Below are 25930 nucleotides of genomic sequence, written 5' to 3'. Positions count from 1 at the left end.
GGAGCGCATGACCACCCCCGCACGGCCCTTCACCCACGACGGCATCGCCTTCGGCTGCGACTACAACCCGGAGCAGTGGACTCCCGAGGTGTGGGACGAGGACATCGCGCTGATGCGGGAGATCGGCGTCGACCTGGTGGCGATCAACATCTTCGGCTGGGCGCACATCGAACCCCGCGCGGGCGAGTACGACTTCTCCCGTCTCGACGACATCGTCGCGCGACTACACGCCGGCGGCATCCGCATCAATCTCGGCACCGGCACCGCATCTCCCCCGGCCTGGCTCACCACTGCGCACCCCGAGATCCTGCCCATGATCGAAGACGGCACGCGGCGCTACCCCGGCGGGCGTCAGGCGTTCTGCCCCAGCTCGGCGATCTTCCGCACCGCAGCGCTCGCGCTGGTCGAGCAGGTGGCCCGCCGCTACGGCGATCACCCCGCCGTGGAGCTGTGGCACGTGTCGAACGAGCTCGGATGCCATAACGCCCTCTGCTACTGCGACGAGAGCGCCGCGGCCTTCCGCCTCTGGCTGCGCGAGCGGTATCAGGACATCGACGCCCTCAACGCAGCGTGGGGCACGTCGTTCTGGAGCCAGACGTACCGCGAATGGGCCGAGATCCTCCCGCCGCGCGCCACGCTGTCACTGCGCAACCCCGGGCAGACGCTCGATTTCCACCGCTTCAGCTCGGACCAGTTGATCGGCTACTACCGGGCAGAGGCCGAGGTCATCCGCCCGCTCAGCCCGCGACCGATCACGACCAACTTCATGGTCACCACTCACATCGAGAACCTCGACTACTGGTCGTGGGCCGATGACATGGACATCGTCGCGAACGACCACTATCTCGACCACCGCCTCGCCGACCCCACTTCCGAGCTCGCCTTCAACGCCGACCTCACGCGCGGGCTCGCCCAGGGCGCCCCGTGGCTGCTGATGGAGCACTCGACCGGTGCCGTGAACTGGCAGCCGCTCAACCTCGCCAAGGGGGACGGCGAGCTGCTGCGCAACTCCCTCACCCACGTCGCGCGCGGCGCGGACGGCATCTGCTTCTTCCAGTGGCGCGCTTCGGTGCAGGGCAGCGAGAAGTTCCACTCCGCGATGCTCCCGCATGCCGGCACCGACACCGCCGTCTGGCGCGAGGTCTCGGAGCTCGGCGCCGCCCTCGGGCGCGTGTCGGAGGTGGCAGGCTCCCGGGTCGAGGCACACGCGGCCATCGTCTTCTCGTGGGAGTCCTGGTGGGCGACCGATGCGGATGCCCGCCCCAGCCATTCCATCGGCTACCTGGACCAGATGCACGCCGCCTACAAGGCACTGCACGACCTCGGCATCACGGTCGACGTCGTGCGCCCCGGCAGCGATCTCGACGGCTACCGCCTGGTGGTCGTGCCCGGTCTGCACCTCGTGCGCACCGAGGACGCCGCGGTGATCACCGACTGGATCGCCTCGGGAGGAACGGCTCTGGTCACCTTCTACAGCGGCACGGTCGACGAGCAGGATCGCATCTTCACCGGCGGCTACACCGGTCCGTTCCGCGACGCCCTCGGCGTGCGCATCGAGGAGTTCGCCCCGGTCCCGGCAGAAACCATCGTGCACCTGAGCGACGGCTCGGACGCGCGTCTGTGGGCGGAGCGCGGGCGGGCGACCACCGCCGACGTCGTGGCCTCGTTCACGGGAAGCGCCGCCGACGGCTCCCCCGCGATCACGCGCAACAGCTGGGGCGAGGGCACGGCCTGGTACCTCGCCACGCTCCCGAACGCGGACGCCTACCGCGACCTGATGGCGCGCCTCGTGGCCGAGGTGGATCTCACGCCTCCGGCATCCGTCGTCGGCGATCTCAGCGCGCTCGAGCTCGTGCGCCGCCGCAGCACCGATCAGTCCTATCTGTTCATCGTCAACCACGGCGCCGCGGAGGTGACCGTCGAAGCCACCGGCGTCGACCTGGTCACCTCGACCGCGGTGAGCGGGCACGTCGTCGTGCCCGCCGGAGCCGTGCGCATCATTCGAGAGGAGTCGATCGCATGACCGCCACAGAGTTGCTCGTCACCGAGTCGGGAAGGGGGCGAAAGCAGCCGGGTCGTCGATTCACCCCGCACAAGGGGGCGATCACGTTCTTCGCCGGCCCGTTCGGCGTGCTGTTCCTGCTCTTCTACCTGATCCCGATCGGCTACGCGATCTACCAGTCGCTGCTCGTCGTCGAGCGCGAGGGCACGTACGGTCAGCCGCAGCAGGTGTTCGGCGGATTCACGCAGTACGCCAACGTGTTCGCCAACGCCCCGTTCTGGGAGTCCGTGGGCCGTGTGCTGCTGTTCGGCGTCGTCCAGGTGCCGGTGATGCTCGGCCTCGCACTGCTGTTCGCCCTGCTGCTGGATTCCCCCGTGCTCAAGGGCAAGAAGTTCTTCCGCCTCGCGTTCTTCGCACCGTATGCGGTTCCCGGTGTGATCGCCGCGATCATGTGGGGCTTCCTGTACTCCCCCAACCTGTCGCCGTTCACCGACGTCACCCGCTCGATCGATTTCCTGTCGCCGGAGATGGTGCTGTGGTCGATCGCGAACGTCGTGACCTGGGTCTTCGTCGGCTACAACATGCTGATCATCTACTCCGCGCTGCTGGCGATCCCCGCCGAGGTCTACGAGGCTGCTCGGCTCGACGGCGCCGGACAGATCCGCATCGCCTGGTCCATCAAGATCCCGATGGTCGCACCGGCCCTCGTCCTCACGACGGTGTTCTCCATCATCGGCACCTTCCAGCTCCTCGCCGAGCCCCAGGTGTTCCGTTCCTTCAGCGCCGCGGTATCGAGCACCTTCACGCCGAACATGACCATCTACGCCACCAACTCGATCCCGAACACGAACCTCGCGGCCGCATTCTCCGTCGTGCTGGCTCTGGCGACGTTCATCCTGTCGTTCACATTCCTGAAGATCTCCCAGCGGAAGGCTGAGCAATGAGCATGCTGACTCTGAAGCGCGGCGCGACCGCCGACGATCTGACCCCGCGCGGGCCTCGCGAGAGCCTCATCTCCCGCGGCGCGGCGATGCTGATCATGGGTGTCTTCACCCTGTACTTCCTCACCCCGATCTGGTGGCTCTTCATCGCCTCCACGAAGGACCGCGGCGACCTGCTGACTACGGCGCCGCTCTGGTTCGCGGACTGGAACCTGTTCGAGAACATCGGCGACCTCATCAGCTACGACGGCGGTATCTACCTGCGCTGGATCCTCAACAGCCTCGGCTATGCCGGACTCGGCGCCCTGCTCGCGACGGTGTTCGCCGGCATGTGCGGCTACGCGCTGGCGAAGTACCGGTTCCCGGGTCGCGAGCTGTTCTTCAACGTCGTGCTGGGCGGCGTCCTGGTCCCGGCCACCGCACTCGCACTGCCGTTGTTCCTGCTGTTCAGCCAGGTGAATCTCACCAACACCTTCTGGGCCGTGCTGCTGCCGAGCATCGTGAGTCCGTTCGGCGTGTACCTGACGCGCATCTTCGCCTCGGCGTCGGTGCCGGACGAGCTGATCGAGGCGGGTCGACTGGACGGCGCCGGCGAAGTGCGCACCTTCTTCACGATCTCGGTCCGACTGATGACCCCGGCGCTGATCACCGTGTTCCTGTTCCAGTTCGTCACCATCTGGAACAACTTCTTCCTGCCGCTGATCATGCTGCGCAGCCAGGAGCTGTTCCCCATCACCTACGGACTGTTCGCGTGGAACACGCAGCTCAACCAGATCCCCGAGCTGCGCACCTACGTGCTCGTCGGATCGTTCCTGTCGATCATCCCGCTCATCATCGCCTTCCTGATGCTGCAGCGGTTCTGGCAGAGCGGCCTCGGCAACGGCTCTGTGAAATGACCTACGCCGCCGGGCCCCGGCGGTCTCCCTGTACACCCGAAACACCCCACCGAAAGAGGAAGATCATGCAGCACACCAAGAGGGCAGTCGCCACCGGCGTCGCACTGCTCAGCGCCATCGCGCTGGCGGGATGCGCGGCAGGCAGCGGCACGGACGGCAGCGCGGATGCTGCCACGTGCACCCCCGCCGACGGCAAGGTCACGCTCGAGTTCACGTCGTGGATCCCCGGCATCGAAGATGTCGCCGCGATGTGGAACGAGGAGAACCCCGACATCCAGGTGAAGGTCCAGACCGGACCGAACGGCAACTCCGGCACCTACCAGAGCTTCTTCAGCCAGCTCAAGGCAGGCAACGCCCCCGACCTCGGCCAGATCGAGTACGACGCGCTGTCGAGCTTCCGCGTGCAGGACGGCCTCGCCGACCTCTCCGCGTGCGAAGACGTCGTCGCCGCTGAGGACGAGTTCATCCCGTGGACCTGGGGTCAGGTCACGCTCGGCAGCGAGGACGGCGTGTACGGCATCCCGCAGGACTCCGGTCCCATGGCGCTGTTCTACCGCTCCGACCTGTTCGAGGCGAACGGCATCGACGTCCCCACGACCTGGGAGGAGTACAAGGCCGCTGCGGTGAAGGTCCGCGCAGCCGGTGGCTACATCACCAACTTCTCCACCGCGGACATCAACCAGTTCGCCGGTTTCGTGTGGCAGAACAACGGCGGATGGTTCGCGAACGACGGCGAGAAGTGGACCGTCGACCTGACCGATGACGCGACCACCCAGGTCGCCGACTACTGGCAGGAGCTCCTCGACGAGGACCTCGTGTCCACCTACCCTGCCTGGACCGAGGAGTGGAACAACGCCTACAACTCCGGCGAGGTGTGGTCGTGGAACTCTGCCGTGTGGGGTGCGAACTCCATCGCGAGCGGCGCTCCCGACACCGCAGGCAAGTGGTCCGTCGCGGCATCCCCGCAGTGGGAAGCGGGCGGCACGAGCTCGGGCAACTGGGGCGGTTCCTCGGTCGCGGTCTTCAAGGGCACAGAGCACCTCTACGAGGCGACGAAGTTCGCGCTGTGGCTGAACACTTCGGATGAGGCGCTGACCGCGCTGAACAAGTCGGCCAACATCTACCCGGCCACCACCGACGGGCTGAACCTCGCGTCGCTCAAGGAGGGCGTCGAGTTCTACGGCGGCCAGCCCATCTACGACGTGTTCGCCGAGGCGGCGTCGCAGGTCAACCCCGACTTCGTGTGGGGCCCGACCATGACGCAGACCTACGCCGACGTGTCGGACGGCTTCCAGAAGGCCGTCACGGGTCAGGGCACGCTGCTCGAGTCGCTGCAGTCCGCACAGGAGTCGACGATCTCGACGCTGAAGGCACAGGCGATCCCCGTCGCCGAGTGATCTGATCCGCCAGCCCGATGCCGCGGGAGTCAGCCCAGCGCTGGTTCCCGCGGCATCGTCGTATCCGGTGTGCGGCGGCGTCCCGGGTGCAGCCCTACTGCAGGGCGGAGGTGAGCCGCGCGAGGTTGTCGAGCACGGTCGAGCGCAGCGGCTGCTGCATCCACTCTTCCAGGGTCAGCTCACGGCTCAGAGAGCGGTACTTGTCCTCGACCTCGCGCATCTCCGTGACGAACTCCTCACCGCGGACCAGCATCGAGACCTCGAGGTTCAGACCGAACGAGCGCATGTCCATGTTGCTGGACCCGATCACGGCGACCTCGTCGTCGATCGTCAGGCTCTTGGTATGCAGGATGTAGGGCTTCCGATACATCCAGATGCGCACGCCCGCCTTGAGCAGCACCTCGTAGTAGCTCCGCTGGGCGTGGTAGACCATCGCCTGGTCACCCTCCTCCGACACGAAGAGCTCGACGCTGACGCCGCGATCGACCGCCGCGGTGACCGCCAGCAGCAGGGCCTCATCGGGCACGAAGTACGGGCTGACGATCATGATGCGCTGCTTCGCCGCGTACAGCAGTCCGAGGAAAAGGCGGAGGTTGTTCTCGACCTCGAACCCCGGGCCTGAGGGCACGACCTGGCAGTCGAGGTCGCCGGAGCCGATGTCCGCGTGCGTGATGTCGATGCCTTCCAGCACCGTATCGGTCTCGCTGTACCAGTCGGCGACGAAGATGGCGTTGACGCTCAGCACCACGGGGCCGTCGAGGCGGACCATCAGGTCGACCCAGTGCAGACCGCGTTTGATGTTCTTGGGCAGGTTGTAGGTCGAGTCCGTCACGTTCTGCGAACCGAGGAATGCGATGGTCCCGTCGACGACGAGGAGCTTGCGGTGGTTGCGCAGATCGGGACGCTGCATGCGCCCCTTCAGCGGCTGCACCGGCAGCATCAGGTGCCAGTCGGCCCCCATCGCGTCGAGTCGGCGTACCGTCTCGCGGTAGCGCGGCTTCCACCGGTTCGCCCAGTGGTCGAGGAGCACGCGCACTTCGACGCCGCGCGCGCAGACCTCCTCGAGAGCCCGGAAGAAGTTGTCTGTCGCCTCGTCGGCCTGCAGGATGTAGAACTCGACATGCACGTACTCCTGCGCAGTGCGGATGGCCTCGGCCATCTCGTCGAGCGACTCCTGGTAGTCGGAGATCAGGTGCGCACCGTTGTCTCCGGAGAGCGGCAGCGCCCCGAGCTTCTGATTCATCTGCACGATCGGTCCGAACCAGGCGGGGGCGTTCGGACGCAGGGTGCCGAAGTGGAGGTTCTCACTGGTCTCGGCGATGTACTCGTTGATCTGATCCTGCTTGCGCCGTCTCGCGCGCGGGAGGCGAGGATTTCCGATCAGGAGGAACAGGAAGACGCCGACGAACGGGATGAAGAACACCGCGAGTAGCCAGGCCATCGCTGCGGTGGGTCGACGGTTTCGTGGGATGACGATGATCGCCGTCGCACGGATGACGAGGTCGAGCAACAGGAGGAATGCGGCGATCCACCAGCCCCAGGTCTCCGCGGTCATCGTGTCCCCTCACCCCTGCGTCGACGATCGCGGCAGGCCGGCACGGTCTCCCGTGCGCTGGCTACACAGTAGCCGATGGGTGCGACCCCGCTCAGGAGCGCGGAGGGAGGCCTCGCGCTGCGCGCTCTTCTGCCTCGATCTGCGCGTGCACTTTGCGCTCGGTGCGGTCGAAACGGAGGATTCCGCGGACGACCATGAAGAAGACGATGCTGACACCGATGGTCGGCAAGAGCGACCATGCCACTGCGAGCCAGAAGTTCTCCATACCCCCATGGTACGCGGCGATCGCTCTCCCCGACTCTTCGTCCCCACCCGCGGCCATCGACGGATTCCATCCACATCGCTCGATTTCGCCCCGGCGGCAGCGCCACCGCCCCGACACTCGGGTCATGACCACAGTTCTCCGCGCCTCAGATTCCGCCGATTTCCTCGGCATCGTTCCGGCCCTCGCCGGGTTCACGCCTCGCCGCAGCGTCGTGCTCCTGCCTTTCCAGGGCTCCCGCACACACGGAGCGATGCGTCTCGACCTCCCATCGGGCGACACCGACCTCGAGGCCTACGCCGACGCGGCGGTCGGCCTCATAGCCCGCGTGACCGGAACGGATGCCGTCGCCGTCGTGGTCTATTCCGATGAGGGTCCGGAGAGCACGGCCGACGGGCTCGTGCTGCCGGTCGCGGTCGCGGTCGACGAGCTCTTGTGGTGTGCCGAGGACGCAGGCCTGCGTATCGTCGACGCCCTGTGCGTGACACCGCGCGGCTGGTCGAGCTATCTGGCCGATGAACCTCGCCTCGGCGGTCTCGACGAGCTCGCGGTTCCGGAAGTACCGGGACTCGGCGACGTGGCAGGTGACCAGCTGGCGGGAACGGCCCTTCCGGCGGCGGACCTCGCCAGGAAGGAGCGCGTCGCCCGCGCTCTGCGCGATATCGGCGAGGTACTCGACCAGGATGCGATCGGCCCGCTGACCGGCGACGAGAGTCCGGCCGTGCTCGCCGCGATCGCTGCACTCGCCGACATCCCGGCGTTCTTCGAGTCGGTGCTCGAGAACCCGCAGGACGCGCCGACCTACGTGACGGCGGCTCTGCTCTGGTGCCTGGATCGCCCGGTCTTCCGTGACGTCGCCCTCGCACAGTGGGCCACGGGCGTCGACGCGGGAATCCGCACGCTCCAGGCGCAGCTGTCGTTCGCGCGGGACGGCCGCATGATCTCGGACGAGCTGGGAGCGGTGTTCCTGGGCATGGGGCCGGCACCCGATGCCGATCGTCTACGGCTGGCACTCGGGGTCGTGCGGCATGCGGCCGCCGCCGCGCCTCGTGCCTCGCGACCGGGACCGCTCACGGCCGCGGCATGGCTGTCGTGGGCGCTGGGGCGCTCCAGCCATGCCGGACACTATCTCGACCTCGTGCACGACATCGATCCGCAGTACGGTCTCGCCGCGCTTCTGCGCACGATCGTCGAAGCCACCATGCTCCCGGAATGGACGTTCCGGCGCGATGCGACTCCCCCCGAAGGGACGACTACTTGACGAGCGGGAAGAGGATCGTCTCGCGGATGCCGAGTCCCGTGATCGCCATGAGCAGTCGGTCGATGCCCATTCCCATTCCGCCGGACGGCGGCATGCCGTGCTCGAGCGCCCGCAGGAACTCCTCATCGATGGGCATGGCCTCGACGTCACCACGGGCGGCGAGCTTCGCCTGCTCCAGGAAGCGCTCACGCTGGATCACGGGGTCGACGAGCTCCGAGTATCCGGTGGCGAGTTCGAATCCGCGGATGTACAGGTCCCACTTCTCCACGACACCGTCGATCGAGCGGTGCTCACGCACCAGCGGCGAGGTGTCGACGGGGAAGTCCATCACGAAGGTCGGCCGGACGAGGTCGCCCTTCACGAAGTGCTCCCACAGCTCTTCCACGAGCTTTCCGTGCGTGGCCTGCGGCGGCACGTCCACGCCGTTCGCCTCGGCGAAGGCGATCAGGTCCTCGACCGCGTCCTGCGGCGTCACGGTGCGACCCGATACGGCCGAGAGCGACTCGTACATCGAGATACGGTCCCACTCGCCGCCCAGGTCGTACTCGGTGCCGTCGGCCCAGGTCACGGTGGTCGAGCCGGAGACCGCGATCGCGGCCTTCTGCACGAGCTCCTGCGTGAGCGCAGCCATCTGGTTGTAGTCGCCGTAGGCCTGGTATGCCTCGAGCATCGCGAACTCGGGGCTGTGCGTCGAGTCGGCGCCCTCGTTGCGGAAGTTGCGGTTGATCTCGTAGACCCGTTCGATGCCGCCGACGACGGCGCGCTTCAGGTACAGCTCCGGAGCGATACGCAGGTACAGCTCCGTGTCGAAGGCGTTCGAGTGGGTGACGAACGGGCGCGCCGAGGCGCCGCCGTGCTGCACCTGCAGCATGGGGGTCTCGACCTCGAGGTAGTCGTGCGACGTGAACGTCTCCCGCAGGCTCGCGTTCACGGCAGCGCGGGCACGCACGGTGGTGCGGGCCTGCTCACGCACGATCAGGTCGAGGTAACGGCTGCGGACGCGACCTTCCTCGCTGAGCTCGGAGTACGCGTTCGGCAACGGGAGGATCGCCTTGGAGGCGATCGCCCAGGCGTCCGCCATGATCGAGAGCTCGCCACGGCGGCTGGAGATGACCTCTCCGTGCACGAAGACGTGATCTCCGAGGTCGACGTACTCCTTCCAGTCCGCCAGCGACTCGTCGCCGACGTTCGCGAGCGAGATCATGGCCTGGATACGCGAGCCGTCGCCGGCCTGCAGCGTCGCAAAGCAGAGCTTGCCGGTGTTCCGGCTGAAGACCACGCGGCCGGCGATGCCCACCACGACGCCGGTCTCGGCACCGGCCTCGAGCTCGCCGTACTCGGCGCGGAGCGCCGGGATCGCGTGCGTGACCGGGACGGCCACAGGGAACGCCCCGCCCGCCGCATCCGCACGCTTCTCGATCAGGCGCTCGCGCTTGGCGAGCCGCACGGCCTTCTGCTCGTGGATGTCGTCGTCACCCGAGCCCGTGGAAGGGTCGTTCGGGTTCTGCTCGGGCGCGGCGGACGCGTCAGTCATTGCGGGGCTCCTTGAAAAGTCGTGTCCAGTTTACCGAGGTCGGGTGCCGACTCATGGGCGTCGCCTGGGTAGCCTCGAAGTATGGTCGCCACACGGATCGCCCGCTCGCTCGCCGCGCTCGCTCTCGCCGTCTCCGGCCTCGCGCTGATGCCGTCCGCGGCAGCGGCCTCCACGCCGGGCACTGCGCCTGCCCTCGCCTCCGCCGCCGTCGCCGTCGCCGTCGCCGAAGAGGACGTCGACGCGTTCTCCTACGCCTCGTGGGATGCGCGATACGAGATCGGACTGGACGACGACGGCCGCTCCCGGATGCACGTCACCGAGACCCTCGTCGCGCGATTCCCCGACTTCGACCAGAACCGCGGGATCGTCCGCGGCCTTCCCACCAGCTACGAAGGCGCGTGGACCGACACCGCGGTGCTGTCTGTGACCGACGAGACCGGCGCCGATGTGCCGTTCGAGACCGAGAACGACGACGGCGTGCTCTACATCCTCACCGGCACGGACGACTACGTGCAGGGCCTGAACACCTACGTGATCGAATACTCGATGCGCGACGTCATCCTGGCCGCCGAGAACGGCGTCGATGAGTTCTACTGGGATCTCCTCCCCCTCGACAGCACGCAGGCCATCGAATCGTTCAGCGCCGACATCGTCGTCGACCCCACCTTGAGCGCCCACCTGACCGGATCGGCCCGCTGCTACTCCGGGTTCTCCGGCTCGTCCACGGAGTGCCCGATCGAGGAGCCGGAGTTCGACGGCGACACCGCGGTGTTCCACGTCGAATCCGGCGAACGCGCGGCCGGCGACGGCGTGACCGTCGCGATCGGGTTCGAGCAGGGCACGGCGACCCAGGCCCCTGCACGGCAGCCGAACGCGGGGACTGACATCGGCCCTGCGGTCGCTGCCGTCGGAGCGGTGGGACTTTCGGTCGCCGGATGGGTCGCGGTGACGGCCACGACACGACGACGCCGCACGGCGGACGGGATCATCGTCGCGCAGTACGACGTGCCCGATTCGATGCCCCCGCTGCTCGCGGCCGCGATCGTCCCGGGCGCGAAGGACCCGATCCCCGCCGAGATCGTGCATCTCGCCGTGCGCGGCACGCTCCGGATCGAGGAGGGATCGGATGTCGAGCAGCCGCGTCTGCGGAGACTGCCCGGCACGCGGATCCCCGACCAGCTCGACGTCGAAGCTCTCGACGCGCTGTTCGTCGGCGCGGACAGCGAGGGCGTCGCGGTGCTCCCTTCGTCGAGCGAGAGCTTTGCCGGACGGATGGCGGCCCTGCAGCAGAGCGGAAAGGCGGCCGCGGAAACCCGCGGGTACACCACCAGGGCGCGCAGCCGCGGCGCGATGATCCTGCAGTGGTGCGCGATCGCCATCGGCGCGGTCGGCCTCGCCCTCGGACTGTCCGGCGTGATCAGCGGGCGGATCTCCGCGATTCCCGCGATGGTCGCGATCGGCTTCGGCGTGGTTGTCGTGCTGATCTCGAGCTTCTACACGTTCTCGAAGCACACCGTGCTGACGGTCGAGGGCGCGAGGCAGCTCGAGTATCTGAAGGGCGTAGAGGAGTTCATCCGCGTCGCCGAAGAAGACCGACTCCGTATGCTCCAGTCCTACAGTGGTGCCGAGCGGCGTCAGGACGGCTCAGCGAACGTGATCCTGGTCTACGAGCGGCTGCTCCCCTACGCGATGCTGTTCGGGATGGAAGACGAGTGGGGACGCGTGCTCGAGCACGCATACTCCGTGGAGCGGCGCGGTCCCGGCTGGATCGGCGACCCGACCTCTCCCTACCTGCGCATGCAGCTCGCCGCGTTCGCGATGACGTCGCACCAGGCGGCCACCTACACGGCTCCCTCGGCGAGCAGTTCGTCGAGTTCGGGAGGATCCTTCGGCGGAGGATTCTCCGGCGGCGGCGGTGGAGGCGGCTTCTCCGGAGGCCGCTGACGTGCCAGCCGGCTGCGGACCTCTGGCGCGGCCAGCAGCCGCGGATCAGAGGAGCGGCGGCGGTTCCGAGGCTTCGCGCAGCGCCCGCTCGACCGTCGACTGCACCAGCGCGGAGAGGTAACCGCCCGGATTCTCCACGCCGATCTCCCGCAGTCGCGCCGTGGACTGCCCGATGATCGAGCGCGAGAAGTCCGCCGCGGTCTGGATGGCGTCGGCGTAGACGGCACGATCCTCTTCGGCGATGACGACCGGCTCGCATCCCATCTCCACGGCGAGAGCCTGCGCGATCGGCAGCACGGCTGCCGGCGCAGTCACGGCCGCGAAACTCGCGGGAAGCTGCCGGAGATCGATCGACGTTCCCGTGAAGGTGATCGCCGGGTGGACCGCCAAAGGGATCGCCCCGCGCTCGGCCGCGGGACGCAGGACCTCGATGCCATAAGCCGGATCGGTGTGCAGCACGAGCTGGCCGATCTGCCATCCGCCGACCTCGGCGATGCCCGCGACGAGCGAGGGCAGCTGGTCATGCGGCACGGCGAGGATGACGAGCTCGGCACGACGGACGACCTCGAGCGCGTCCAGCACCGGCACATCCGGCAGCACGGCCGACGCACGTTCGTCGTCCGAGCCGGTCGTGATGCCGACGACGGCATGACCGGCACCTCCGAGTGCCGCACCGATCACCGGCCCGACCCGACCTGCACCGATGATGCCGACGCCGAGGCGTCCGTCCCTCACCATGCGGTCAGTCCCCCGTCGGAGGCACGACCGGTGGCGCAGGCGGCGCTGCCGGCGGAGCAGGCGGCAGCACCGGCGGAGCAGGAGCTGCCGCCGGCGGGGCGACCGGAGGCGCGGGCGGCATCGGCGTTCCCCCATACGGCGCCGCAGGTGGCGCAGGCGGCAGAACCTGCCCGCCGGGAAGCGGAGGCGCGGGAGGCGCAGGAGGCGCGACCGGAGCCGCGGTCGCGGTCGCCGCCGCACTCCAGCGATGCGTGGTGTCGCGCGCGGCAGCGGCAGCGGCGGCACGGCTCACCTCATCCAGCAGCGAGAGCGCGTCGTCACGCTCGAGGCCGGAGAGCAATCCCGTGATGGGTCCGGGCGCCGTGTGCACCTGAGCTCCCGATACGCGCTGCGCGCGATCGATCGGGCCCTGCGCGAGCGAGACGCCCTGCAGACGCGCGAGCGGGAACACCGCGAGCTTGCGCCACACGATGCCGCGGCGCAGCAGCAGACCGAAGTCCGTGACCGCGAAGCCGTGGCGCTTCCACGACACCGGACGACGCCACCACGCGCGCTTCGGGATGGTGCGATAGGGATCTCCGTCGACCGGTCCGAGCACGCCGTGCTCCCAGATGAGAGGGATGTCGCTCGCAGGCACGTCGGGGAGGATCAGCCCGAGCACACGTTCGACATCGGGGCGCTTGCCGACGGGGAGCACCACGTTGAACTGCTGGGCGCTGCCCGACTGCTGCTGCGACGCGCTCTTGCCGCTCATCCTGTTGATCTTGATCGTCCACCAGCCGAACGGCCGCCACAGCAGCGACTGCGAGACCTCGACCGCGAAGATGCGTCCGGGCGGGAGCGTCTCGGTCACCGTGGTCAGCAGACCGTAGGTGATGCGCACGCCGTCGGGCGTCGGTGCGATCGAGTAGCGCAGCGACTTCGAGATCTGCGCCCAGGTGATACCCACGACAGCGATCACGAACGGGATGCCCATGCCGAGCAGGAGTCCCAGTCCGATGAATCCGCTCGCGGCCTGGCCGTCGATCAGCGCGCCGATCGAGATGCCTCCGATCGCGACGGCGAAGATGACTCCGAAGAACACGATCCAGAGCACGCCGGAGATCAGCTGCGAGCCGACCAGGCGACCGGTGGGGATCTTGACGACACTCTCCGGAGCGACATCGGCCAGGTCGACGCCCGCGATCATCCCGGTGACGCCGTCGTTCATCGACCCGACGAGCTGGGCGCGGGCCGTCGCCGGGGCGCCGGGTGCGGCCGGAACGCCGGAGGCGGCAGCCACCGCGGTCTGCCGCGCGGCGCGCGCACCAGAGGCGAGGCGGAGGATGTCGGAGCGGACCGACTCCGCCCGTCCGGTCGCCAGGTACTCGAGCTCGACGTTCGCGTCATTGCCGGCTCCCACGACCTCGAGCTTGGCGAGCCCGATGATGCGGGCGGGGAACGGCCGGGTCAGGTTGACCCCCTGCACACGGTCGAGCGGGGCCCGTCGGTGCGACCGGAAGACGATGCCCTTGCGCACCTCGACGTGATCGCCGGTGATGCGGAACTGGTGGAAGCGCCAGATGAACCAGAAGACCAGGATCAGGACGATGAGCAGCCCGAGCACGCTGAGCAGCGCGATCAGGATCAGGTTGTTCTCGAGGACCCAGTCGACGGGGTCGCCGCCGGTGTAGTCGCCGTAATGCGCGTCGGGCTCGAAGATGTCGACGACCCAGGCGATGACCCGGTCGCGCATGTTCGCGATCACGATACCCGCGACGACGATCAGCACCAGCCCGCCCTTGAAGAGCGGGGTGAGCGGGTGCATGCGGTGCCACTCGCCGTCGGCGAGCGTCAGAGATTCTGCGGCCGGCGCACCCTGCGCGGCGGAGGGCGTCGGCGGCGCCGGGAACTGCTCGCTCACAGGCCGGTCCGGCGGGTCTCGGCCACTTCGATCAGGGTGTCGCGCAGCGCCTCGGACGCACGCTGGGTGAGGCCCGGGATCTGCACGCCGGTGGTGGCGGCCGCTGTCACCATCTTGAGCTGGGTGATGCCGAAGGCTCGGTCGAGCGGTCCCTGCGTGATGTCGACGAGCTGCATGCGCCCGTACGGCACGGCGATCATCCGCTGCCACAGGATTCCCTTGCGGAAGACGATGTCGTCGGCGCGGAGCATGTATCCGATCGCCTTCGCCTGCCGCGGCAGGATGATCAACGTGACGAGGGTGATCAGGATGATGACCCCGGCCGGGATCCAGACCCAGTCCTGTGAGAGGACGACGTTGAGCACGACCGCGGCGACCACCACGAAGACCAGGAAGATCGCGTTCTGCACGAACTGCGACACGACGTAGCGCGGCGAGATCTGGTGCCAGGTACCGTCGAGCTCGAGTCGGGCCTCATTGCGAGCCGTCCGCAACTGCGTGTACGTGCCTTCGTCGAGCGCGGCGAGGTCAGTGCCCTCCGCCGGGTTCAGGGGCGAGGTCTCTGGGTTCTGAGTCATCAGGATCCTTCGGCAGGGTGCAGAACTGTTCGGCGATGAGCGCGGCGATCACGAGCACGATCGCACTCCCGATCAGGGCCAGCATGGCCACTGTCGACCCTACCGGGGGATCGATGGGGCGGGAGAGCAGGAACACCAGGAGCCCGGCGCCGAAGCCGGCCATGAGCGCGCCGACCAGGCTCGATGCCCGAGCGAGTGTCGCCGCCCGCAGCGCGCGGAACGGATCGATGCGGATGCCGGAGCGCACGCTGTGCCGCACCGGCCACGAGACGCCGAGCGCTGCGGCCGCGATCAGCAGGAGCAGCACCGGGAGCAGGAGGGAGGGAGTGAACGTTGCGCGTCCGCCCGCGGTGAGCAGCTGATCGAGCAGATACCCGCCCCCGGCTGCGAACATCGCCAGCACCACGAGCAGCCCCGCCGACGTGCGTTTCATCCGTCGCCCCGAGCCCGCAGCTCCTCGACGAGGTCGGCCACCCGGCCGTGGCCCTGCAGCTCGGCGTCGGGGTCGAGGTCCAACCAGGGTTCCAGCACGAAGAGGCGCTCGGCCGCACGAGGGTGCGGGAGCTGCACACGGGGATCGTCTGAGACGACATCGCCGTACGTGATGAGGTCGAGGTCGAGCGTGCGGTCACCCCAGCGCTGGTGGCGCTCCCGACCGTTCTCGTCTTCGATGGCGTGCAGCATCCCGAGCAGGATCTCGGGGGCGAGCCTTGTGGTGACGAGGGCGACCGCGTTCACGTAGCCGGGGGCATCCGGGTCGGGACCGTCGAGACGCACGGCGACGGTCTCGAAGAGGCTCGAGAGGCGCACGTCCGCGACCAACGGGAGGCGGGCGATGCGCTCCGCCGCTGCACGGATGGTCGCCTTCCGATCGCCGAGGTTGGCCCCGAGTGCGACGACGGCCACCGTCTCCGTGCGGCCCCCGCGGGACGGCGGGATGTTCGGCGGGATCGTCAGGTTGCGGCTCATGCGGTGATGTCCTCCAGTGCGGCGGGCTTGCGCCCTCGATGGACCGAGACCGCGACGTCGGTGAATGTGAGCGGGATCGGGGCATGCGGTTTGTGCACCGTGACCGTCACGAACTGCACACGCTGGTCCTCCAGCGTGACGTCGGCGATCCGCGAGGCGAGGGTCTCGATGAGGTCCACCGGCTCCCCCGCGACGACGGCTGCGACCTTCTCGGCCAGCTCTCCGTAGTGCACGGTGTCGCTCACATCATCGGTCGCTGCGGCCTGCTCCAGCGACAGCGACAACCGCAGGTCGACCGTGAACTCCTGCCCGTTCTCGCGCTCGTGGTCGTAGACACCGTGTCGGCCGAACACGGTGAGGCCGGTCAGTTCGATCTGGTCGAGGGAGTCCATGCCCCTAGCGTACGGCGGCCCCCCGGCCACCGCTCCCGTTCGCAACTCAGGAAGAGCCGCAGCCGCGCTGGGCCCCTCCGCAGAAGCACGCGCGCCGCCCCGCCGCCCCGCCCGAATCGTCCTGAGTTGTGGACGCGCGACCCGCCGACCGCACCGAGAGGACGACTCAGCGGCCGTCCCAGGCGTGGGTGATCGCGAGGGCATCGCGGGTGGAGGCGACGTCGTGCACGCGCACCGCCCATACCCCTGCACGCGCCGCGAGCGCACTGGTGACAGCGGTGGCGAGATCGCGCCGTCGCTCCGACACATCGGCATCGACCGGCGTATCGCCGGCCGACTGCCGCAGGGTCTCGGCGAGGAAGCGCTTGCGCGAGGTGCCGATCAGCACCCGAGGTCCGAGCGCGACGATCTCGTCGAGCCCGCGCAGCACATCCCAGTTCTGGTCCCCCGCCTTCGCGAAGCCGATACCCGGATCGATGATCAGCCGGGAGGGGGCGATACCGGATGCCGCGGCTTCGCCGATGCGCTCCTGCAGCTCACCCGCGACCTCTCTGGCGGCACGGCGATATTCCGCGTGCGCGTACATGTCGTCCGAGAAGCCGCGCCAGTGCCCGATCGCGAAATCGGCGCCGGACTCGGCGACGGCAGCGCGCATGTCCGGATCGGCGAGACCACCCGATACGTCGTTCACGATCCTCGCCCCTGCCCGCACGGCGGCGGCAGCAGTGGAGGCGTTGATCGTGTCGATGCTCACCGGCACCCCTGCCGCGACCAGCTGCTCGATCACGGGGAGCACCCGCTGCTGCTCGACGTCCGCGCTGACACGTTCCGCTCCGGGACGGGTCGACTCTCCGCCGATATCGAGCACGGCGGCACCGTCGGCGCGAAGCTGCAGGCCCTGTGCGACCGCGCGGTCGACGTCGAAGTAGCGCCCGCCATCGCTGAACGAGTCAGGGGTGACGTTGACGATCCCCCAGATCCCGGTCATCCCTGGAACCCGGAACCCTGAGTCCCCGCCACTGCCGAAGCGCCGATGAGCGCGATGAGCTCGGCCCTCGCGATCGGGTCGGTGTACTCCCCCCGCGCTGCGATCGTGAGGGTGGAGGCTTCGGGCTGGCGTCCGCCGCGCATCGTGACGCAGCCGTGGCTGGCGTCGAGCACGACGAGCACGCCTCGGGTGTCGAGGTGCTCCGCGATCGTGTCGGCGATCTGCTCGCCGAGCCGCTCCTGCACCTGCGGTCGCGAGGCGAGGATCTCGACGACACGCACGAGCGCCCCCAGCCCGACGACCTGCTCACCGGGGAGGTAGGCGAGGTGTGCGCGACCGGCGAACGGCAGCAGATGGTGCTCGCACACCGAGCGGAAACGGATGTCGCGCAGCAGCACCGCTCCGGAGGGGAGCGTGTCGGGGGCGGGACCACGAGTGACGCTGATGGTGCGCGCGAGCGGCTCCGCGGCATCCTCACCGACCCCGGAGAAGAACTCCGAGTAGAGCTCGCCCATGCGTGCGGGCGTCTGCTTCAGCCCTGGGCGGTCGGGGTCCTCCCCTATCGCTTCGAGCAGTTCTCTGGTGAGCCGTTCGACGCGACCTCTGTCGACGGCCACGCTCAGGCCGTCGCTGGACGTGCCTGACCGGCGCCGGCCGATCCCGTCTGCGTGCGGGCGGCCGCGGCAGGCGCCTCGACGGAGGCGGCGAGCGAGACGTCCTTCTTGGGCACCTCGATCGGAGGACGCTCGGACACCGGACGATCCTCGCTCGACAGCCACAGCGGACGTTCGGGGAGCTTCTTGATCTCGGTGAAGATCTCCGCGATCTGGTTGTGGTCGAGGGTCTCCTCCTCGAGCAGGGCCAGCGCGAGACGATCGAGGATGTCGCGGTTCTCGCTGATCACCGTGTACGCCTCGTTGTGCGCCTGCTCGATGAGCGCCCGCACTTCGGCGTCGACGCGCTCGGCGACCTTCTCGGAGTACTCGCGGCCACGCCCCATGTCGCGGGCGACGAACATGTCGCCGCCTTCGGTACCGAGCTTGACCGGGCCGACCTGTGTGGTCATGCCGTACTCGATGACCATCTTGCGGGCGATCGACGTCGCCTTCTCGATGTCGTTCGAGGCGCCGGTGGTGGGGTCGTGGAAGATGATCTCCTCCGCGACACGGCCACCCATGGCGTAGGTCAGCTGGTCCTGCAGCTCGTTGCGGGTGATCGAGTACTTGTCGTCCAGCGGCAGCACCATCGTGTAGCCGAGGGCCTTGCCACGCGGCAGGATCGTGATCTTGGTCACAGGGTCGGTGTAGTTCATCGCCGCCGCCGCCAGAGCGTGTCCGCCCTCGTGGTAGGCCGTGATGAGCTTCTCCTTGTCCTTCATCACGCGGGTGCGCCGCTGCGGGCCGGCGATCACGCGGTCGATGGCCTCGTCGAGGGCGCGGTTGTCGACCAGCTGTGCGTTCGAGCGCGCGGTCAGCAGCGCGGCCTCGTTCAGCACGTTCGCGAGGTCGGCACCCGTGAATCCGGGGGTCTTGCGGGCGACGACCTCGAGGTCGACGCTCTTCGCGAGCGGCTTGCCCTTGCTGTGCACCTCGAGGATCTTCTGGCGGCCCTTGAGGTCGGGGGCGTCGACGCCGATCTGACGGTCGAAACGACCGGGACGCAGCAACGCGGGGTCGAGGATGTCGGGACGGTTCGTCGCCGCGATCACGATGACGTTTGCGTTGGGGTCGAAGCCGTCCATCTCGACGAGCATCTGGTTCAGGGTCTGCTCACGCTCGTCGTTGCCGCCGCCCATGCCGGCGCCGCGGTGACGACCGACGGCGTCGATCTCGTCGATGAAGATGATCGCGGGCGCGTTCTCCTTGGCGACGTTGAACAGGTCGCGCACACGCGAGGCGCCGACACCGACGAACATCTCGACAAAGTCCGATCCGGAGATCGAGTAGAAGGGGGCTCCGGCCTCACCGGCGACGGCGCGGGCGAGGAGGGTCTTGCCGGTTCCGGGAGGGCCGTACAGCAGCACGCCCTTCGGGATGCGGGCGCCGATCGCCTGGAACTTCGCGGGGTCCTGCAGGAACTCCTTGATCTCGTGGAGCTCTTCGATCGCCTCGTCGGCGCCGGCCACGTCGGCGAAGGTGACGGTGGGCGTCTCCTTGTTGACGAGCTTCGCCTTCGACTTGCCGAACTGCATGACCTTGCCGCCACCACCCTGCATCGACGACAGCAGCCACCAGAACAGGAGGCCGAGCAGCACGAGCGGGAGGAGCAGAGAGATGAAGCCGTCGAACCAGGTGGCACGCGGCACCGCGTCGTTGAAGCCATCCTTGGGGTCGGCGTCGTTGATCGCCGCGACGACCTCGTCGGCCCGGGCGTCGACGTAGTAGAACTGCACGTTCTCGGAGCCCTCGAACGCCTTCGACAGCGTCATGTCGACGCGCTGATCACCGTCGGTGGTGACGACCTCGGTGACCGTGGTGCCGGCGAGCAGTTTCAGACCCTCTTGGGTGGTGATCTGCTTGGGCGCACCGAGGTTCGAGATCAGCAGGAAGCCGCCGAACAGCAGCAGACCGATCAGCGCCACGTAGATCAGGGGGTTCCTGGTGATCTTCTTCACATCCATGATCGGATCAGCGTATCGCGCCCTTCTTTGCCGCTTGCTGTGATTCGCCCACGGCGTACCCTTCGACACGCTCAGGGGCCCATCGTGCAGGGGCTCGGTTCTCGCTCCGGGGCGCCTATGCCGACCCCTGGGTCGCTATGCCGACCCCTGGGTCGCTGGGCAGACCTCTGGGTCGCTGAGCCTGTCGAAGCGTCAGCTGTAGACGTGCGGGGCGAGCACGGCGACGTCGCGCAGGTTGCGGTAGCGCTCGTCGTAGTCGAGGCCATAGCCGACGACGAAGTCCGTGGGGATGTCGAAGCCGACGTAGCGGCAGTCGATCACGACCTTCGCTGCCTCGGGCTTGCGCAGCAGGGCGAGCACTTCGATCGACTCGGCGCCGCGGGACTCGAAGTTCTCCAGCAGCCAGCTGAGGGTCAGGCCGGAGTCGATGATGTCTTCGACGATCAGCACGTGCTTGCCGTTGAGATCGGTGTCGAGGTCCTTGCGGATCTGCACCACGCCGCTCGACTTCGTGCTGGCACCGTAGCTCGACACGGCCATCCAGTCCATCGGCGCGTGGAACGGGAGCGCCCGGGCGAAGTCGGCCATCACCATGACCGCGCCTTTGAGCACGCCGACGAGGATCAGGTCCTTCCCGGCGTAGTCCGCGGCGACCTGCGTCGCCAGCTCGTCGAGCTTGGCGAGGATCTCCTCCTCTGTGACGAGGATCTGTGCAAGGTCATCCTGGATCTCCGCGGCGCGCATGGATCGATTTTAGGCGACAGGATCGGATGCTCCGTCCTCGGTGTGGGGGATCCCCCTGATCTGCTCCCCCGCACCCCAAGCATCCGCACTACTGTGAGCGGTGAGACGGGCTCGCGCCCACCGACGGAAGGATTCACCATGGCCCTTGACGACATCCTCAAGCAGGTGCCGATCGACGACATCGCCGCGAAGCTCGGCGTCTCCCCCGACGTCGCCAAGGCCGCGGTCGAGCAGGGCGGCGCCGTGCTTCTGGGCGGTCTGGCCAAGAACGCAGAGACCGACGAAGGTTCCTCCGCGATCCAGGCGGCTCTGAAGAAGCACGAGGGCGCCAAGAGCGTCTCCACGGTCGACGACATCGATGAGGCCGACGGCGGCAAGATCGTCAGCCACATCCTCGGAGCGAACGAGAAGCAGGTCACTCAGCAGCTCACCGAGTCGAAGGCGACCGCCGGTATCGACTTCGGCAAGCTGCTCCCGATCCTCGCGCCCATCGTCATGGGTCTGATCGCGAACGCCAACAAGGGCAAGGCGGAGAAGGCGGATGCCGGCTCCGAGAGCTCGGGCGGCATCGGCGACCTCATCGGTGGTCTGCTGGGCGGCGGCGGCAACAGCGGCTCCGGCGGCGGCATCGGCGACGTGCTCGGCGGTCTGCTCGGAGGGGGCAACAGCAGCTCCGGCGGCGGCATCGACCTGGGCGGGCTGCTCGGCGGCCTCCTCGGCGGCAAGAAGTAACCACCACTCATCCGGGGTCGCCACGACGACGGCCATCCTCAACTTCTGCGGCCTCCTCACACACGAGGGGCCGCAGAAGTCGTCTTGGGCCGCAAAAGTGTGAGCGAGGGAGTCAGCTGCGCGCGGCGAACACGACCTGTCCGCCGCTGCGTGCGGCGGAGCATCCTGGCAGGTCGATCGGCCCCTGGCCCGACCAGTCCGTCACGAGACGCGCCACCTCGAGCGTCTGCGCGCGGGTGAGACTCACGCCGAACTCGCTGTCGACCACGAGACGGATGATGCGGTTCCGCAGCGCCGCAGGGTTCGCGGCGAGCGCGGCCACGCTGACCGAGATGCCGGCTTCCGCGTGTTCGACGATGTCCTCGATCGTCTCGTGGATCATCTCGTCGAACGCCTCGGCGTCCTCCCGCAACTGCTCGGCCGTGCGGGCGAGCGCCTCGGCGATGCCAGGGCCGAGCTCGGCCTCCAGCACCGGCAGCACGGTCTCACGTGCGCGCACGCGGGCGAAGCGGTCGTCGAGGTTGTGGGGGTCATCCCAGAATTCGAGGACGGATGCGGCGCAGAACGCTCGGGTCGTCTCCCGGCGCACGCCGAGCAGCGGGCGGATCCACCGGAGTCCGTCCTCGTCCTCGCGCATCGGAGCCATCCCCTGCAGGCTGGTCGCGCCCGAGCCGCGGGCGAGGCCCAGCAGCACGGTCTCCGCCTGGTCGTCGAGTGTGTGGCCGAGCAGCACAGCCGTTGCCTTCTCCGCGCGTGCGATGCCGGCGAGTGCGGCGTACCGGGCGTCGCGCGCGGCCGCTTCGATGCCTGCACCGGATGACCGGTCGACCTCGACACGGGTCTGCAGCGCGTCCTCGACACCGACTCCCTCTGCCGCGACCGCCGCCGTGCTCGCGATGAGGGAAGAGCCTTCCTGCAGTCCGTGATCGACTGTCGCACTCAGCACGTGGATGCCGCGACTCCGCGCTTCGAAGACGGTGGCGGCGGTCAGCGCGAGCGAGTCCGCCCCGCCGGAGAGTCCGACCAGGACGGTCGATCCTTCGGGCAGTCCGGCGAGCGCAGTGCGCACGGCCAGGCGGATCTCGGCGATGACGGGTGAGAGCGACGGCACCCCTCCACGGTAGGACACGCACCGTGTTCGGCGTGCACGATCGACCACAGATGGCGGGCGGTCTATCCTGGCGCCGTGGCAGAACACTCGGACGCACGACCGTTCCGGACCGAACGTTTCAAGGCGTTCGTCGATGCCGTGGTGGCGATCGCCATGACGCTGCTGATCCTGCCGCTCATGGAATCCGTGTCGGATGCCGCCTCGGGGAACATCGGAACCGCCGACTTCCTCGCCGAGCACGCCGGCCAGCTGCTGAGTTTCGGGCTGAGCTTCCTGCTCATCGCGACGTTCTGGATGGGACACCACCGCCAGTACCGGGACGTGGAGTGGATCACTGGTCCGCTGCTGTGGATCAACGTCGCGTGGATGGCGACCATCGTGTGGCTGCCGGTCCCCACCGCCATGATCGGTCAGATGGACTCCGACTCGCTGCAGGCGGTGGTCTACATCGGGACGCTCATCATGACGCAGGTCACGACCCTGGCCGGATGGCTGTATCTGGGGCGCCACCCCGAACTCACCACCGCGCTGCCTCAGACCATCCGCGCGGGGGTGATCGGCGACCTCGCCGCGATCGTGCTGTTCGCCGCAGCGCTCGCGATCGCCGTCGCGGCATCCCCGAACGGCTACTGGGGCTTGTTGCTCCTGCTGCTGAGCGACCCGATGAGCCGCCTGCTGAATCGCCTGTTCCGGCAGCGCACCCCGGATGACCCTCCAGCGACCGCGCCCAGCGGTGCCTGATCAGACCTCGCCCGCTGGCGTGCAGCAGCCGCGACTAGGCTAGTCCGCGGCATCCAACCGAACTTTTCCTGAGGAGCACACGCATGGGCGCACACGACGCCGTCATCGAGATTCCGCGCGGCAGCCGCGTGAAGTACGAGGTCGACCACGAGACCGGACGAGTGCACCTCGACCGCGTGCTCTACACGACCTTCGGATACCCGGCCGACTACGGCTACTTCGACAACACGCTCGGCGAGGACGGCGACCCGCTCGACGTGCTCGTGCTGCTCGACCACGCCATCTACCCTGGCGTCGTCGTCGAGGTGCGCCCCGTCGCGGTCCTCAAGATGAGCGACGAGGCCGGCGGAGACGACAAGCTCGTCGCCGTGCTCTCGAAGGACCCGCGCTGGGCGCACATCCAGGACATCGACGACATCGCCGAGTACACGAAGAAGGAGATCTCGCACTTCTTCGAGCACTACAAGGACCTCGAGCCCAACAAGTGGGTCAAGGTCGACGAGTGGGGGAACGCCGCTGAGGCGCAGCGCATCCTCGACGAGGCCATCGTCCGCTTCGGCGAACAGGGTCACTGAGCCGTCCCTGATGGGCAGCTGATCCGTCCCCGATAGGTCGCTGATCCGTCCCCGATGGGTCGCTGATCCGTCCCCGATGGGTCGCTGAGCCTGTCGAAGCGAAGACCCCCGGTTCCGCAGAGCGGCCGGGGGTCTTTTCGTGCGTGTGAGGCGGATGCTCAGGCGGAGACACCGCGCTGCGCGAGGAACTGCACCGGGTTGACGGCGTTCCCGTTGACATAGACCTCGAAGTGCAGGTGGCAGCCGAAGGAACGGCCGGTGTTGCCGGCGTAGGCGATGACCTGCCCCGAGTTCACCCACTGGCCGGAGCGCACCAGAATGCCTCCGTTGCGGATGTGCGCGTAGCCGGTTCCGATGCCGCCGCCGTGCTGGATGCGGATGTAGTTGCCGTAGCCGCCGTTGCCGCCCGCGTAGTCCACCGTTCCGGACTGCGCGGCGTAGATCGCGGACCCGCAGCCGTTCGCGAAGTCAGTGCCGTAGTGGAAGCTCGACGAGCATCCCTGCGACCCGCACTGCACGGAACGCGGGCCGTAACCCGAGCTCTTGCCGCCGCCGTGCGGTCGGCGCCAGCCGCCGCTGCCCTGGCTGCCTCCACCGCCGCCTCCGCCGCCACCGCCGGCTGCGGCCGCGGCTGCTTCTGCGGCCTCGCGTTCGCGCCTGGCCTTCGCCTCGGCCTCCACGCCTGCCTGGTAGCCGGCGACTGTCTTCGTCGTCGTGTCCTTGAGAGCTGCCAGCTGTGCCTGCATCGTGGCGAGGTTCGCGGACTGCTCGTCGAGCGCGGCCTGAGCAGCGTCGGCGGCGTTCTGCGCCGCGACCATCTTCTCCTCGGCGATCTTCTGCAGCCGGTCGCGCTCGTCGCGGGCGACGAGCGCCTGGTCGCTGAGGGACTGGGCAGAATTGCGTGCGGCGACCGCGTTGTCGTAGACGGAGCGGTTGTACTCGAAGAGCTTGTCCATCGTGCCGAGGCGCGCGAGCAGCTCGTCGGCGTTCTGGGCGGAGCCGGTGAACAGCAGCTCCAGAGAGGTGTCGTCGCCTCCGTTGCGGTAGAGCTGGGCAGCCACCTGGCCGGCCTTGCGGGCGGATTCATCTGCAGCTGCGGCCTGCTCGTCAGCCTTGGCCTGCAGGGTGTCGGCCTCTGTGGCCGCGGCGAAGTACTTCTGCTGCGCGTCGTAGAACTCGTCGGATGCGACCTTCGCGGCCGCCTCCGTCTCGGCGACCTTCTGGGTCAGCGACTGGATGAGGCCTTCGATGCGCGAGACCTCGCCGGCCTTGGCCGCCTCGTTGTTCTTCGCCCTCTGCACGTCGTCCCAGCTCGGGTACGACGCGGCATACGCGGCGGTGACGCCCGAGCCGACGCCGAATGCGCTGAGGGCGACGACGCCGAGCACTCCGAGCCCGAGGGCACCACGACGGGACACTCCCTCGTTCTTCCAGAAGCTTCGGCTCTCGGCTGGAGTCGGTGCGCAGCCGCAATCGTCGGATGCCGCCATCGCAGCATCCAGCGCAGTCCTATCGTTCACGCGGCCCCTTCCGCCGGTTTCACACATGTCACACTAACAACAACTTTCACATCCGCAACAGGTCAGATCGAGTGTGTGCGCGCATGGGTGACGTCTCCATCGTCCTCCCGAACACGCCCGGGCGGAAGGCGCCGCGCCCTCGATTCGCGATTTGCCTCAGACATCCCTTATGCTTGAGCGTCGGCAAGGAAGTCCCCCGGGACTGACTCGGCCCCATCGTTTAGCGGCCTAGGACGCCGCCCTTTCACGGCGGTAGCACGGGTTCGAATCCCGTTGGGGTCACTCGTCCGATACAATTGAAAACAACTATGGCCCTGTAGCGCAGTTGGTTAGCGTGCCGCCCTGTCACGGCGGAGGTCGCGGGTTCAAGTCCCGTCAGGGTCGCTCCGTGCGACGGGCTCTTTCTTCGGAGAGGGCCCTTCGTCTAGGACGCGACAGGTTCGCCGGTCGCGCGGCTCTGTAGCTCAGTTGGTAGAGCGCACGACTGAAAATCGTGAGGTCACGGGATCGACGCCCGTCGGAGCCAC

At 68.2% G+C, this 25930-nt stretch carries 24 protein-coding genes and 3 tRNA genes; 12 read left to right on the top strand and 15 right to left on the bottom strand.

Translation table 11 applies throughout. The features are described from left to right. Nucleotides 1–7: 7 nt before the first annotated feature. The 4 genes from MRBLWO12_RS18745 (at nt 8) to MRBLWO12_RS18730 (ending at nt 5236) form a co-directional block, all read left to right on the top strand. The gene (locus MRBLWO12_RS18745; protein WP_363558231.1) at nt 8–2023 is read left to right on the top strand and encodes a beta-galactosidase; all 2016 of its coding nucleotides are present in this window, start codon (nt 8–10) and stop codon (nt 2021–2023) included. Further along, a complete protein-coding gene (locus MRBLWO12_RS18740) occupies nt 2020–2946 on the top strand; it encodes a carbohydrate ABC transporter permease (RefSeq protein ID WP_363558229.1) in 927 nt (308 codons plus the stop codon). The genes MRBLWO12_RS18745 and MRBLWO12_RS18740 overlap by 4 nt, the downstream gene beginning before the upstream one ends. After that, on the top strand, nt 2943–3839 hold the full coding sequence (locus MRBLWO12_RS18735) for a carbohydrate ABC transporter permease (protein ID WP_363558227.1): 897 nt from the start codon (nt 2943–2945) through the stop codon (nt 3837–3839). The genes MRBLWO12_RS18740 and MRBLWO12_RS18735 overlap by 4 nt, the downstream gene beginning before the upstream one ends. A 65-nt stretch (nt 3840–3904) precedes the next feature. After that, nucleotides 3905–5236: an ABC transporter substrate-binding protein gene (locus MRBLWO12_RS18730; protein WP_363558225.1), complete on the top strand. Its 1332-nt coding sequence runs from the start codon at nt 3905–3907 to the stop codon at nt 5234–5236. Nucleotides 5237–5330: 94 nt separating this feature from the next. On the opposite strand, the gene cls is transcribed toward MRBLWO12_RS18730, so the two are convergent. Both cls and MRBLWO12_RS18720 read right to left on the bottom strand, forming a co-directional pair. Next, entirely contained in the window at nt 5331–6791 is a 1461-nt protein-coding gene (gene cls, locus MRBLWO12_RS18725; protein ID WP_363558223.1) for a cardiolipin synthase, read from the bottom strand. A 91-nt stretch (nt 6792–6882) separates the two neighbouring features. Then, a complete protein-coding gene (locus MRBLWO12_RS18720) occupies nt 6883–7056 on the bottom strand; it encodes a hypothetical protein (protein WP_247629042.1) in 174 nt (57 codons plus the stop codon). 124 nt (nt 7057–7180) lie between these two features. On the opposite strand from MRBLWO12_RS18720, the gene MRBLWO12_RS18715 reads away from it, so the two are divergent. Next, nucleotides 7181–8314: a DUF4192 family protein gene (locus MRBLWO12_RS18715; RefSeq protein WP_363558221.1), complete on the top strand. Its 1134-nt coding sequence runs from the start codon at nt 7181–7183 to the stop codon at nt 8312–8314. Here MRBLWO12_RS18715 and lysS read toward each other — a convergent pair. Continuing rightward, entirely contained in the window at nt 8307–9848 is a 1542-nt protein-coding gene (lysS, locus tag MRBLWO12_RS18710) for a lysine--tRNA ligase (protein ID WP_363558219.1), read from the bottom strand. The two genes, MRBLWO12_RS18715 and lysS, sit on opposite strands and share 8 nt — an antisense overlap. Nucleotides 9849–9929: 81 nt before the next feature. Between lysS and MRBLWO12_RS18705 the strand changes: the two genes are divergently transcribed. After that, on the top strand, nt 9930–11792 hold the full coding sequence (locus MRBLWO12_RS18705; RefSeq protein ID WP_363558217.1) for a DUF2207 domain-containing protein: 1863 nt from the start codon (nt 9930–9932) through the stop codon (nt 11790–11792). Between the two features lie 45 nt (nt 11793–11837). Here the strand turns inward: MRBLWO12_RS18705 and MRBLWO12_RS18700 are convergent, their stop codons facing one another. From MRBLWO12_RS18700 to hpt, 10 genes are all read right to left on the bottom strand, one after another. After that, on the bottom strand, nt 11838–12530 hold the full coding sequence (locus MRBLWO12_RS18700; protein ID WP_363558215.1) for a DUF2520 domain-containing protein: 693 nt from the start codon (nt 12528–12530) through the stop codon (nt 11838–11840). A gap of 4 nt (nt 12531–12534) precedes the next feature. Continuing rightward, complete coding sequence (locus MRBLWO12_RS18695; protein WP_363558213.1) at nt 12535–14433, bottom strand: PH domain-containing protein; 1899 nt, start codon at nt 14431–14433, stop codon at nt 12535–12537. Next, nucleotides 14430–15011 (bottom strand): PH domain-containing protein, encoded by a 582-nt coding sequence (locus MRBLWO12_RS18690; protein ID WP_363558211.1) that lies wholly within the window; start codon nt 15009–15011, stop codon nt 14430–14432. Before MRBLWO12_RS18690 ends, MRBLWO12_RS18695 begins: the two co-directional genes overlap by 4 nt. Next, on the bottom strand, nt 14962–15444 hold the full coding sequence (locus MRBLWO12_RS18685; protein WP_363558209.1) for a DUF3180 domain-containing protein: 483 nt from the start codon (nt 15442–15444) through the stop codon (nt 14962–14964). Before MRBLWO12_RS18685 ends, MRBLWO12_RS18690 begins: the two co-directional genes overlap by 50 nt. Further along, a complete protein-coding gene (folK, locus tag MRBLWO12_RS18680; RefSeq protein WP_363558207.1) occupies nt 15441–15980 on the bottom strand; it encodes a 2-amino-4-hydroxy-6-hydroxymethyldihydropteridine diphosphokinase in 540 nt (179 codons plus the stop codon). The genes MRBLWO12_RS18685 and folK overlap by 4 nt, the downstream gene beginning before the upstream one ends. Next, on the bottom strand, nt 15977–16372 hold the full coding sequence (folB, locus tag MRBLWO12_RS18675) for a dihydroneopterin aldolase (RefSeq protein ID WP_363558205.1): 396 nt from the start codon (nt 16370–16372) through the stop codon (nt 15977–15979). Before folB ends, folK begins: the two co-directional genes overlap by 4 nt. A 166-nt stretch (nt 16373–16538) precedes the next feature. Continuing rightward, nucleotides 16539–17360, bottom strand: coding sequence for a dihydropteroate synthase (gene folP, locus MRBLWO12_RS18670; protein ID WP_363558203.1), 822 nt, complete (start codon nt 17358–17360; stop codon nt 16539–16541). Next, nucleotides 17357–17977 (bottom strand): GTP cyclohydrolase I, encoded by a 621-nt coding sequence (gene folE, locus MRBLWO12_RS18665; RefSeq protein WP_363558201.1) that lies wholly within the window; start codon nt 17975–17977, stop codon nt 17357–17359. Before folE ends, folP begins: the two co-directional genes overlap by 4 nt. 2 nt (nt 17978–17979) lie before the next feature. Further along, on the bottom strand, nt 17980–19980 hold the full coding sequence (ftsH, locus tag MRBLWO12_RS18660) for an ATP-dependent zinc metalloprotease FtsH (RefSeq protein WP_363558199.1): 2001 nt from the start codon (nt 19978–19980) through the stop codon (nt 17980–17982). Nucleotides 19981–20172: 192 nt separating this feature from the next. Then, nucleotides 20173–20724: a hypoxanthine phosphoribosyltransferase gene (gene hpt / locus MRBLWO12_RS18655; protein WP_141874361.1), complete on the bottom strand. Its 552-nt coding sequence runs from the start codon at nt 20722–20724 to the stop codon at nt 20173–20175. Between the two features lie 138 nt (nt 20725–20862). On the opposite strand from hpt, the gene MRBLWO12_RS18650 reads away from it, so the two are divergent. After that, nucleotides 20863–21456 carry a DUF937 domain-containing protein gene (locus MRBLWO12_RS18650; protein WP_363558197.1) on the top strand — a complete coding sequence of 198 codons (594 nt, stop codon included), beginning with the start codon at nt 20863–20865 and terminating at the stop codon, nt 21454–21456. Nucleotides 21457–21568: 112 nt separating this feature from the next. On the opposite strand, the gene tilS is transcribed toward MRBLWO12_RS18650, so the two are convergent. Continuing rightward, on the bottom strand, nt 21569–22567 hold the full coding sequence (tilS, locus tag MRBLWO12_RS18645; RefSeq protein WP_363558195.1) for a tRNA lysidine(34) synthetase TilS: 999 nt from the start codon (nt 22565–22567) through the stop codon (nt 21569–21571). Nucleotides 22568–22642: 75 nt separating this feature from the next. Between tilS and MRBLWO12_RS18640 the strand changes: the two genes are divergently transcribed. Both MRBLWO12_RS18640 and MRBLWO12_RS18635 read left to right on the top strand, forming a co-directional pair. After that, nucleotides 22643–23308, top strand: coding sequence for a TMEM175 family protein (locus MRBLWO12_RS18640; RefSeq protein ID WP_363558193.1), 666 nt, complete (start codon nt 22643–22645; stop codon nt 23306–23308). A gap of 83 nt (nt 23309–23391) precedes the next feature. Beyond that, nucleotides 23392–23883 carry an inorganic diphosphatase gene (locus MRBLWO12_RS18635; RefSeq protein WP_021198726.1) on the top strand — a complete coding sequence of 164 codons (492 nt, stop codon included), beginning with the start codon at nt 23392–23394 and terminating at the stop codon, nt 23881–23883. A gap of 158 nt (nt 23884–24041) precedes the next feature. On the opposite strand, the gene MRBLWO12_RS18630 is transcribed toward MRBLWO12_RS18635, so the two are convergent. Further along, on the bottom strand, nt 24042–25403 hold the full coding sequence (locus MRBLWO12_RS18630) for a M23 family metallopeptidase (RefSeq protein ID WP_363558191.1): 1362 nt from the start codon (nt 25401–25403) through the stop codon (nt 24042–24044). A 209-nt stretch (nt 25404–25612) separates the two neighbouring features. On the opposite strand from MRBLWO12_RS18630, the gene MRBLWO12_RS18625 reads away from it, so the two are divergent. From MRBLWO12_RS18625 to MRBLWO12_RS18615, 3 genes are all read left to right on the top strand, one after another. Beyond that, a tRNA-Glu gene (locus MRBLWO12_RS18625) sits at nt 25613–25685 on the top strand. 28 nt (nt 25686–25713) lie between these two features. After that, nucleotides 25714–25787, top strand: a tRNA-Asp gene (locus MRBLWO12_RS18620). Nucleotides 25788–25856: 69 nt separating this feature from the next. Beyond that, nucleotides 25857–25929 (top strand) — tRNA-Phe (locus MRBLWO12_RS18615). Nucleotide 25930 lies beyond the last annotated feature (1 nt).

Origin of the sequence: Microbacterium sp. LWO12-1.2 (genome assembly GCF_040675875.1) — a bacterium.
Classification (GTDB): Bacteria; Actinomycetota; Actinomycetes; order Actinomycetales; family Microbacteriaceae; genus Microbacterium.
The sequence above is the reverse complement of the archived record's forward strand: the minus strand, read 5'-3'. Positions and strand labels throughout refer to the sequence as shown.

What these genes read in the sequence shown, in the direction of transcription:
- MRBLWO12_RS18650 (WP_363558197.1), top strand. Translation starts at nt 20,863, where the DNA reads ATGGCCCTTGACGACATCCTCAAGCAGGTGCCGATCGACGACATCGCC.
- MRBLWO12_RS18635 (WP_021198726.1), top strand. Translation starts at nt 23,392, where the DNA reads ATGGGCGCACACGACGCCGTCATCGAGATTCCGCGCGGCAGCCGCGTG.
- folB (WP_363558205.1), bottom strand. Translation starts at nt 16,372, where the DNA reads ATGGACTCCCTCGACCAGATCGAACTGACCGGCCTCACCGTGTTCGGC.
- MRBLWO12_RS18690 (WP_363558211.1), bottom strand. Translation starts at nt 15,011, where the DNA reads ATGACTCAGAACCCAGAGACCTCGCCCCTGAACCCGGCGGAGGGCACT.
- folK (WP_363558207.1), bottom strand. Translation starts at nt 15,980, where the DNA reads ATGAGCCGCAACCTGACGATCCCGCCGAACATCCCGCCGTCCCGCGGG.
- folP (WP_363558203.1), bottom strand. Translation starts at nt 17,360, where the DNA reads ATGACCGGGATCTGGGGGATCGTCAACGTCACCCCTGACTCGTTCAGC.
- MRBLWO12_RS18685 (WP_363558209.1), bottom strand. Translation starts at nt 15,444, where the DNA reads ATGAAACGCACGTCGGCGGGGCTGCTCGTGGTGCTGGCGATGTTCGCA.
- ftsH (WP_363558199.1), bottom strand. Translation starts at nt 19,980, where the DNA reads ATGGATGTGAAGAAGATCACCAGGAACCCCCTGATCTACGTGGCGCTG.
- MRBLWO12_RS18740 (WP_363558229.1), top strand. Translation starts at nt 2,020, where the DNA reads ATGACCGCCACAGAGTTGCTCGTCACCGAGTCGGGAAGGGGGCGAAAG.
- lysS (WP_363558219.1), bottom strand. Translation starts at nt 9,848, where the DNA reads ATGACTGACGCGTCCGCCGCGCCCGAGCAGAACCCGAACGACCCTTCC.
- cls (WP_363558223.1), bottom strand. Translation starts at nt 6,791, where the DNA reads ATGACCGCGGAGACCTGGGGCTGGTGGATCGCCGCATTCCTCCTGTTG.
- MRBLWO12_RS18715 (WP_363558221.1), top strand. Translation starts at nt 7,181, where the DNA reads ATGACCACAGTTCTCCGCGCCTCAGATTCCGCCGATTTCCTCGGCATC.
- MRBLWO12_RS18705 (WP_363558217.1), top strand. Translation starts at nt 9,930, where the DNA reads ATGGTCGCCACACGGATCGCCCGCTCGCTCGCCGCGCTCGCTCTCGCC.
- MRBLWO12_RS18745 (WP_363558231.1), top strand. Translation starts at nt 8, where the DNA reads ATGACCACCCCCGCACGGCCCTTCACCCACGACGGCATCGCCTTCGGC.
- MRBLWO12_RS18735 (WP_363558227.1), top strand. Translation starts at nt 2,943, where the DNA reads ATGAGCATGCTGACTCTGAAGCGCGGCGCGACCGCCGACGATCTGACC.
- MRBLWO12_RS18700 (WP_363558215.1), bottom strand. Translation starts at nt 12,530, where the DNA reads ATGGTGAGGGACGGACGCCTCGGCGTCGGCATCATCGGTGCAGGTCGG.
- MRBLWO12_RS18720 (WP_247629042.1), bottom strand. Translation starts at nt 7,056, where the DNA reads ATGGAGAACTTCTGGCTCGCAGTGGCATGGTCGCTCTTGCCGACCATC.
- hpt (WP_141874361.1), bottom strand. Translation starts at nt 20,724, where the DNA reads ATGCGCGCCGCGGAGATCCAGGATGACCTTGCACAGATCCTCGTCACA.
- MRBLWO12_RS18730 (WP_363558225.1), top strand. Translation starts at nt 3,905, where the DNA reads ATGCAGCACACCAAGAGGGCAGTCGCCACCGGCGTCGCACTGCTCAGC.